10 protein-coding genes are annotated in these 8,587 nt (G+C 64.4%); all 10 read right to left on the bottom strand.

The window, feature by feature from the left end:
* Nucleotides 1-136: 136 nt before the first annotated feature.
* Nucleotides 137-478, bottom strand: coding sequence for a DUF4326 domain-containing protein (locus AB7U92_RS16320; RefSeq protein WP_428579053.1), 342 nt, complete (start codon nt 476-478; stop codon nt 137-139).
* Nucleotides 479-803: 325 nt separating this feature from the next.
* On the bottom strand, nt 804-1,142 hold the full coding sequence (locus tag AB7U92_RS16315) for a hypothetical protein (protein ID WP_428579050.1): 339 nt from the start codon (nt 1,140-1,142) through the stop codon (nt 804-806).
* Entirely contained in the window at nt 1,139-1,582 is a 444-nt protein-coding gene (locus AB7U92_RS16310) for a hypothetical protein (RefSeq protein ID WP_428579047.1), read from the bottom strand. Before AB7U92_RS16310 ends, AB7U92_RS16315 begins: the two co-directional genes overlap by 4 nt.
* Nucleotides 1,583-1,613: 31 nt before the next feature.
* Complete coding sequence (locus AB7U92_RS16305) at nt 1,614-3,017, bottom strand: hypothetical protein (RefSeq protein ID WP_428579044.1); 1,404 nt, start codon at nt 3,015-3,017, stop codon at nt 1,614-1,616.
* Nucleotides 3,018-3,311: 294 nt separating this feature from the next.
* Nucleotides 3,312-4,550 (bottom strand): DNA methyltransferase, encoded by a 1,239-nt coding sequence (locus tag AB7U92_RS16300; RefSeq protein ID WP_428579042.1) that lies wholly within the window; start codon nt 4,548-4,550, stop codon nt 3,312-3,314.
* Nucleotides 4,547-4,795, bottom strand: a complete 249-nt coding sequence (locus tag AB7U92_RS16295; protein WP_428579039.1) for a hypothetical protein — start codon at nt 4,793-4,795, stop codon at nt 4,547-4,549. Before AB7U92_RS16295 ends, AB7U92_RS16300 begins: the two co-directional genes overlap by 4 nt.
* A 32-nt stretch (nt 4,796-4,827) precedes the next feature.
* Nucleotides 4,828-5,130, bottom strand: coding sequence for a hypothetical protein (locus tag AB7U92_RS16290; protein ID WP_428579037.1), 303 nt, complete (start codon nt 5,128-5,130; stop codon nt 4,828-4,830).
* Entirely contained in the window at nt 5,127-5,390 is a 264-nt protein-coding gene (locus AB7U92_RS16285; RefSeq protein WP_428579034.1) for a hypothetical protein, read from the bottom strand. Before AB7U92_RS16285 ends, AB7U92_RS16290 begins: the two co-directional genes overlap by 4 nt.
* A 33-nt stretch (nt 5,391-5,423) precedes the next feature.
* Nucleotides 5,424-5,768 (bottom strand): hypothetical protein, encoded by a 345-nt coding sequence (locus AB7U92_RS16280; RefSeq protein ID WP_428579031.1) that lies wholly within the window; start codon nt 5,766-5,768, stop codon nt 5,424-5,426.
* A gap of 255 nt (nt 5,769-6,023) precedes the next feature.
* Nucleotides 6,024-7,964 carry a PcfJ domain-containing protein gene (locus AB7U92_RS16275; protein WP_428579029.1) on the bottom strand — a complete coding sequence of 647 codons (1,941 nt, stop codon included), beginning with the start codon at nt 7,962-7,964 and terminating at the stop codon, nt 6,024-6,026.
* Between the last annotated feature and the right edge of the window lie 623 nt (nt 7,965-8,587).

Below are 8,587 nucleotides of genomic sequence, written 5' to 3'. Positions count from 1 at the left end.
AGGTCCGATCTGAGGACGTGGTGCAGCCTCATAGCCTTCCGCGTCTTGTCTGCCGCAGCTTCCACCAGCCACCATCGCTCCATGTATCCGTCCAAGTGCTGATACGCGCGTAGCCCAAGCAGCTGAACCAGCTTCTTCATCCACGCCTCCCTGTAGGTTCGGCCGCATCCTGATTCGCGAGTCGAATCAGCACGTGGGCATGACAGGGTTGGTCCAAACTGCACCAGCACGCAAGGTTCTTGCCTTTCAACTCACCGAGCAGCTCTAGTGGACTTGTCCCCATTCTGCGGAGCCACGCCACGTGCTCTGCGTATCCGTTCCAGGCTTCAGGCAGATGCGCACTCGTCGTGGGGTTCCATATGCCTTTGACTGTGTCCTCGAAGAGCTCCACACACGTCCTTGCATCTCGCCAGCGCGAGACAAAGTGCGGATTGCCCCACCGACCCGGACGCGCAACGCTGACGGTGTTCGGTGGCATCTTCCACCCCTTCTTCCGAGAGAGCCTCACTCGCTCCGGCAAGTTGACTGCCTTCCGAAACTCGGTGGTGGATGTCCACGCCTCGCCCAATTCATCGTAGGTAGCCGACGCGATTCCCCAACTCTTCCCGATGTCGCGCCACACGCTACTGCGCAAGTTGCGACATTGCGCTCCGAGTAGCTGGAGCCGCCTCAGATCATGCCCGGCAGGCAATTCGTGCAGGAGCTGGAAGCGCTCGGTTGGTTCAGCCGGGCTGTTCGCCAGTACGGCCGCACCGTGTGTTGCTTGGCCGCTCTCTTGGGCACTCATTGACCACACCTCGCGCTCATCGCCGCACTCCGCCCGCTGCTGCCAGCCAGGTATCCAGGTCATTCAGCAGCGCCTTGTCGATCTCTACCAGCACCGACACTCTCGACTGCTTCCTCGACCACCAGCGAAGCGCCTCGTCGAGTTCCTCCGGGCAACCGGGCTGCGTATTGACCAGGTAACCGGACTCGATCTCGACCTCGCTCTGGTCGTCGATCGCGTTTTCGTCCCCGTCGAATGCCCGGCCATCGACCTTCAGCATTAGATCGTCGACATAGGTGCCGTCACGCGCATCCTCCGGACCCCACGCCACCGGATCGTTGTAGAAGCGCTTGAATTCGCGCCCGAGCACCTTCACGCCGCTACCTCGGCCGCCCGTTCCAGCGCCACGAGCTTCTGCTCGAGCCACTGCACGTAGCTCTTGCCGTCTGAGTCGGCCTGGTAGCGCTCATACAGCTTCAGCGACGCCGCGTCCTCGATCTGCAGGACGTCCACCTCGTCGGCCGGTCCGACGTACACGCTCTCGACCGGCTTGTAGAAACCCGCCTCCCGTGCCGTCAACCGGGCCACACCGCTCTTGTCGTAGTAGTTCGCCTTCTCGTACTGTCGGTTGAAGTCATCGAACTCGGTCAGGTCCACTGCCAAGCTGATGTACTCCTCCTCGTTGCGCATCACCGCGATCAGGCGCCCGCGCATCCCCCCCTCCAGGTACGACTCCTGGTCCTCCACGCGCTTGGTGAACGTCACCACCGGACAGATGCCGTCCATCACCAGCGCCGCCAGTTCCTTGCCCGTCATGTCGATCTCCCTTCGTTCGTGCCGCCGTCGCTCACAGCCGGAACAATGCCGGGTCCGTCAGCGCCAGTCCCGTCATCCGCGCACCCAGCCGCGTCAATGCCTCGTGGTACTTGCTCGAGAGGTGGTCGAGGCAGGCTTCATGCGCCAGCTCGTGCAGCAGCAGGTCGTTGATCGCCTCCAGGTCGCCCTCGAACCAGCGATGGCCGAGGCGCCCCAGGTTCAGCACCAGGCGCCTGCTGCCGTACGCCGCCGCGAATGGCCACGCCACCGTGCTCGTGATCACCACGTCGATCTCCACGCCGATCAGCCGCGGCGCCAGCCGTCGAGCGTAGGCCACGACCGCGGTCATTCGCTCGGTCCACTTCGACGGCTCCAGCATCTTCAGCGGCTCACCGTCCGGCGAGAACGGTTTCGGCGACGGAGTCACCTTGCCCGCCGGCAGGATGGCGCCCGCCTTGCGCATCACGTCCCACTCCTGCCGCGTGAGCTGCGATCCGTATACCAGCTGGTAGCCCTGCATGACCGCGATGTGGTTGGCCTCGGTGTCCGAAGGATCGAAGGCGACCCGCTTCTCCCCGAAGCGCAGCGCCGCCAGCCGATCCACGGTGCCTTCGCCGAGATCTCCTCCGTGCCGCTGCACCGCGTCCTTCACCCACGCCGAGTTCGCGTCGTCGGCTGCGAGGTCGGCAGCCATCGCCTCCAGCACTACCGCGCGCACCTTGGCCAGGTAGGCCGGCGGCACGCTGTCGCGATCCATCGGCAGTGGCACCTTCTGCTTCACGTTGACGTGGTAGCGGTCTCCCGTCACAGTGATTGGGATCCCCATCTCGAAGATCGAGCCTTCCTCGCCGTCCAAGGGTTCGTACACTTCCACCGTGGTCAGCCGCGTCGCGCGGCGCAGAAAGCCTTCCGCGTCGGCGATCTCCGTCGGCAGCGAGGCCTCCACCGTCCTGATCGGCCTGCGGCTGCGGATCATCTGCCCGTTGAACACGAGGCACACTCCCTCTGGCACCAGCAGGCGACGCACGGCCACCTCGCACTCGGAGATCTCTTCCGCCGTCATGCGGATGTGGCCCGTGAACACCGACCCGCGCTGGGTTTTCGCACCCGTGCGCCGGCGACCCTTCTCGTCGAAGATCACCGTACCGGTCGTAGACCGGATCTCGGCCTTGCTGCACAAGGCCAGGGTCATCTTCTCGCCGGCGTTGAAGCGGCCTCGCAGGCTCGTCTCACCGCCCTTCTTGCTCCGGGCGAAGAGCGTGAAGGCGTGGCTCAGGTCATCGAACCCTTCCGGAGCGTCGTCGCTCACCACCAGCAGCGCGTGCTTGCTGCCTGCGATCCGTTCCAGCGTCACGTCGATGCGCGTCGTCTGTTCGTCCAGGGCGTTCTGGATCAGCTCGTAGATCGCGAAGGCCTTGCCCTTGCGCTCGAGCACCCTCGACAGCCCTTCCTTGTCCACCGTGAACCATTCCAACGACTTCTCCTGTCCTATACCTTCTTCGCCGAAGCGCTCTGGTCATGCGGCCGATTCACCTCACCGCACCCATCGCAGTGCCACGTACCTGCGTGTCTGAGCTTCATCACGCCGCACTTCTCGCACGTCGGTGCCGTGAGCAGTTCTGCTTCGCCCCAGCCACGCGCCCCACCCGTCGTCCTGTTGCCGCGATGGCCAACCCCTCCGAACGTCCGGCGCGCGTCGTCGTGCCTTCTGTGTCCCATCGCCAGCGCCCTACGCCTCGATCAGCCCCTGGACCTGGCCGAAGCACGCAAACCCCTGTGCTTGCCGAAACCGGTTCGCGGCGCCGAGCACGTACTCGCCCATCAGTTCCGTGCACAGCCAAGGCCGGCCCGTCACCTCTGCAGCCTTGCCCGTCGTCATCCAGCCTCCGCACGGATCGACCACCAGGTCACCCGGCTCCGTCAGGAACTCGATCAGGAACTGCGCGAGCTTCAGCGGCATGGCTGCCCCGTGCGTGGGCAGACCTTGAGCGATTGCCTCGCGCCTCGCCGCTTCCTTGTCCGCGCAGCGGTGCGCGATCGTCAGCACATTGCCCGGGATGCGCCCCGGCGTCACCCGGCCGTAGCTTCCCGGCCGAAGGCGGTGCGCTCCATCACCGTAGCTCGTCGTGCGCTGCTCGCCACCGGCCTTCATCAGCGCCAACTGTCGCTTCGTGTGCGTCTCTAGAACCCTGCGGTTGTCCGAGCGCAGCAGCATCGGATCGTTCGTGAAGCAGTAGATCGGCTCGTACTTCGCGTTGAGCTGCTGCCGCGTCAGGCTGGCCCATTGCAGCGGCCCCGGCGGCTTGCTCGGGTTCTCCCACACCATCCGCTCCCACAGGTGCAGCCCCAGCCGCTGGCACAACGCGATCACCAGATGTTCGACGTAGAGCGACCTCGCCGGGCTTCCCTTCACGAAGATCTCGTTCGAGATGTTCAGTGCGATCGTTCCCCCGGGCACCAAGTGCTTCGCGACCGGTTCCAGCAACTTGCACGCCCAGTCGACGTAGGTCTCCACCGTCGGATTCCCGTAGGCTCGCGGCCTGGCCAGCGGATATGGCAGGCTCGACAGGCACAGCACGATCGGCTCGTCCAGCTTCGAGAAGACATCGCCTGCCGCGGCCCATAGCGCCACGCCCAGATCCGTGCTGAAGCCCACCAGCACCTTGCCTGGCAGCGCCGGCGTCAGCTTGCGCCGCCCCATCGGAGTCAGCCGCCAGTGGCCGCGTCCAGCACCCTCGTCCCGCTCCAGCAGCCCGAGCGCACGAAGCGTTTGCTGATGCCACCGAATTCGCCGCTTGACGGGGCTGTGCTGCTCGGCACTCCGTCCGATCGGCACCGTGCGCTCCAGATCCTCCGGCTCGACGCTCCCGCGTCGTGCCAGTTCCTTGTACAGCACCTGGTTGCTCATAGACGCGCCGCAGCCCGCATATGCTTCGAGCAGATCGTCGAACAGTTCCGCCTGCTTCATCGCGGCGCGTCCTCCGCGCACGCCACCGCTTCGTCCCGAAGCAGTCGCGCGGTGTGTCCCGCGTAGACTGACACCGCTTTCCTGTAACAGGCCAGCGGTCCCTTGTTGGCCTTCCACGAACGCTCCGCCTTCGCCTTGGCGTCTTTGCGCAGATCGTTCAGCAGGGCGCGCATCGCTGCACGCGCCTGCGGCGGCAGTTGCTGCATTTCTCGCACGCTGGCGAGCGCCATCAGCGGGGTACGCACCGCCGGGTCCAGTGACCGGTTCGTCCTCGAGCTCATGCGGTCACCGACTTCCCGCCCGTGTAGCGCCGCGCGTCGAGTTGCGCAGCGATCTCACGCGCCTTTGCAAACACCAGCTCCTGCTGCGACACCGATCCCTTCACCCGCACCTTCACCTTGCCGCGCTTTGTGCCTTTCCCCCCCGCCTTCGGCACCCACTCGAAGATGCCCACGCTGAATGTCTGCTGGCTCGCCCACGAGCCTGACCCCGGCGCACACGCCCCGTCGATACCATGGGTACCGGGCGTGCCGGATGCCATTCCCGTTCCTTTCATGCCCGTTGCCGCCTTGACGTTCAAGCCGACCGCAGGCGAACGTCGCCTCGCCGTGCGCTGCCGGCGATCACCGTCTGCTCCACGTTGCGCCGCGCCGCATCGCCCACCAGCTCGGCCATCGCAGCATCGGCACGCTGCCAGCCGTCACTGGATCCGACCCACATCTCGCCAGTCTCGGCGTCCACCGCGACCCACTTGCGCGGGGCCTTGGTGTTGATCGTGAGTCGCCGCACGTGTTCGTGCGACTCCACCTTGGCGCCATTCAGAAGAGTCCGTTGCCGCATGGAAACCTCACCTGGTACTCGAACCGTTGGCCCTCAGTCGGGCCGCTTGCAGAACGGGCTGTCGATGCCCGACCGGGGCAGCATCTCGCGCACCTCGGCCGCCCACTCGGGGTCGACACCGTCGGCCATCGCGGCATAGCCGCGCAGCGCTCCGGGCGCGAACACGTCTTTCAACTTCACGAGGAAGAACTCGTCTTGCTCACCGACGCGACCCCACTCCAGTGCCCCCACGTCTTCGAGCGTCTTCAGCGCCTGCTCGACTTCGGGGCTCCATCGATGGAATATCCCGGCGTGCCCGCACGTCTCGTTCAGCTTCCGCAGATTGATGACCGCGTACTTGCCAACGCCGTCCGTGTTTTCGTTGCGATCCAGCTTCATCGTGTCGTCCTCTGCTTTCTGATCTGTTCCCGTCGGCGGGACGGCGTCACCGGTCGGTCTATCCGCGCCTTGTGTGCGTATGCTTATATTAATCGAACCACGATCAAACGCAAGCAATTTCAAAGATTGGAAGAAGAAAGGCTCCGCACACATGGTGAGGAGCCTTCGGGTAAACATCTGCAATGACACGGCGCGTCCTTGTGGAACGCGATGCACCGCATCGTGCCGAGGGAACGATCGTCCCGGTTCAGCACGTCACTCCTCTGCTTTGGCTTCGAGCAAATTGCCCTCCACCAGCCGACGAAGGATCTGGCGATCCGCTCTAGCGACCTCCAGCTCCTTCTTCCACGATGCCGACCATTCGCCGGTGACCCGCGAGATGCGACCCACACAGCTCAGCACCCAACCTGCCAACGCACGAATGCCTGCCGTTGTCTTCGCGGCTACACCGAACGCCACCGTTGTGATGCCCACGGTCAAGGCCCAGTTCGCCACTCGTGATCTTCGGCTTGCGGCCAGCAGATAGCGCAGCAGCGCCTCGTTCTCGCGAGACGGCGGGTCGTTGAACCGGCCCTTGTGCTGTACCACCGTCCATCGGCTCAGGCTTCCACCGTGCTTCGACGGCGGCGCTCCCCGGGAGGACTCTCTCGCGATCTCCACCGTCGACCAGGTGCGCTTGTCGGTCTTGGACCCGCGCACGCGCAAGATACGGCTTCGTCCCGATCGAATCGCCGACGCATAGCCTCCGACGCAGTGCCCCATCGCAGCACCCTCTTCGCGAAGCTCCCAAGGCGTCAACAGTTCGCGGACCTCGAACTGCTCCAGGCCCTTGGGAAGCGCCGGCAGCGTCAATGGCGTGACGCCCAGAGGCAGCGACTCCTTCGCCTTCACCAGCGTGATGAGATCGGTCAGGCCTTCTTCGCTTTCGAGATCCTGGGCGCAGCCCAACGTCTCGATCACGCCGATGCTGCCGTCGCCATCGAATCGCTTGGCAACCCGCTTGATGCGATCGATCGTCGCGTGTTGCTCCGCCAGCGTGAGCCCGAGCATCATCCCAGCGAGCCTGCCGTGGTCCGTGACGAACTTGTTCACTCTCACCGCGACTTCCGGCAGAGCTTGTCCGTCCACGAAGCAATCACCCAGGATGTTGCCGTGTTCTTGCAGCGGTGAGCGTCGTTGCCTACCTAGCGCCTCTTGAACACTCGTCCACTTCGCCGACGCACTCGGCTTCTTTCGCAGTCGTTCTCCGTACACGACGCGCGGGCCAATCATCACGACAGCCTGGCCGATTCGGTCAAACCTCTTCTGGATCGAACCATCGATCGCGCCCTTGGGCCTCATCGTCCAGAGCGTCACCTCCGAACCGGGACCTGCGGAGCGCATCCAATCAGGCTTGCGCAGCACGTCGACCCAGCCGCTGTGCGTCTTCAGCAGCGTCCTGGAGTCGAGCTCAAAGTACGGCGCCCACCGACTGGCGTACTTCTCTGCCAGCTCGTGGTGCTTCTTGCCGAACTGGACGCTCAGGTTCTTGTCCTGAACCATCTCCGACAGATAGCGGCTCTCCGTCACACCCGCACAGATGGTCGCGGCCGCGTCCATGTCCGCGTACACGCCCTGCAGCTCGTCGAGCTTCTTGCACAGCCGGAGGAAGGTGTGCCACGGCGTGTGCACCATCGCGATCTCGATCTGGCGAGAAGCGAGGAAGCGCTCGAAGTGCCTGTCCCAGATCAGCTTGCCCGTTGCCAGGTCGACACCTACCCGAACGCAGTTCAGATCGAAGCTGCCGATCACGCGCGTTGCCGTGAGGCCGATGTCCTTCAGACCCTGCGACAGCGTGCAGTTGACGAAGTTCAGCATGCCCTGGCGGTTCACGGACTGAATCGCGTAGCCCTCCACGAGCTCGACCATCTGGCTCATGGCTCCGTAGCCATCCTGGCCGTTGCGCATGTAGCCCATCGTTCGACGGTCGGCCGTGTTGTTCGCGCGATCCTTCTTGACATCCCAGCTCGGCGACACCCGCCGGAAGATGTCGAGGTCGTTGTAGACCCCCGTTCCCTTGCGCCCCCACAGGTCGTCGACCGCCGAAGCGACCGCCTGACCCGCGAGAATGCCCGTCTGCGGCAACTGAGCGAACTGGCTCAGGTGCCGGACCACCTCGGTGCCCATTTCGGGGCGAAGTTGAATTCCCCTGCTCATGGTGACTCCTCGAAAAAGGCCCGCCCGGAATGGACGGTGTTCCTTGCTTCGAGGTAATGGCCTGCTCTTGAAGCGATTCGAGTCCGAGAGTAGCCGGCCAGAGCGTCATAACGACATGTCTGCGATTGCTCGTGGCGCCTGTTCGCGTGCGCCGTCTTCCCGATCAGCGGCGCCCCGCTGGCCGGGACACGTTCGCGACCGCGGCAATTCGTCCAGCGCAGACACCCATCGCAGAGCGCTGTCGATGTCTCGCAATCGGCGCCCCGTGAACTGCGGGCAAGGCATGCACCGGTCGGCTTCCACATCGGCACCTGCCAGTGCAGCGATAGCCTTCAACCCACGCCTTACGGCCACTGTCATCTTCGGCTTCATGGTCAGTCCCTCCTTCCTCCATTACGGTTCGAGAGACGGATTCATCAACCTACCGCCAGCTGGCGCAGGAGCCGCGCCTGCCCCCTAGAGCTGTTGTGCGACCCACCAATGAGAACAGCCACCGCAAAGGGTGGCTGTAGGGTTGAAAGAAGGCATCGGAAGATCATCCCGATGCTGAGAGCATGGCTGCCGCACGTCGACGGACTTCCTGCTCGATCTCGACTGGGTGACGCACGACATCGCGTCCGTCG

The organism is Piscinibacter sp. (assembly GCF_050175855.1).
In the GTDB taxonomy this organism is placed as follows: Bacteria; Pseudomonadota; Gammaproteobacteria; order Burkholderiales; family Burkholderiaceae_C; genus Piscinibacter.
Note: the sequence above shows the minus strand (reverse complement) of the source record. Positions and strands in the feature narration are given on the sequence as shown.

Coding starts and splice junctions, on each gene's coding strand:
- AB7U92_RS16310 (WP_428579047.1), bottom strand. CDS start 1,582: ATGACGGGCAAGGAACTGGCGGCGCTGGTGATGGACGGCATCTGTCCG.
- AB7U92_RS16285 (WP_428579034.1), bottom strand. CDS start 5,390: ATGCGGCAACGGACTCTTCTGAATGGCGCCAAGGTGGAGTCGCACGAA.
- AB7U92_RS16320 (WP_428579053.1), bottom strand. CDS start 478: ATGCCACCGAACACCGTCAGCGTTGCGCGTCCGGGTCGGTGGGGCAAT.
- AB7U92_RS16300 (WP_428579042.1), bottom strand. CDS start 4,550: ATGAAGCAGGCGGAACTGTTCGACGATCTGCTCGAAGCATATGCGGGC.
- AB7U92_RS16275 (WP_428579029.1), bottom strand. CDS start 7,964: ATGAGCAGGGGAATTCAACTTCGCCCCGAAATGGGCACCGAGGTGGTC.
- AB7U92_RS16280 (WP_428579031.1), bottom strand. CDS start 5,768: ATGAAGCTGGATCGCAACGAAAACACGGACGGCGTTGGCAAGTACGCG.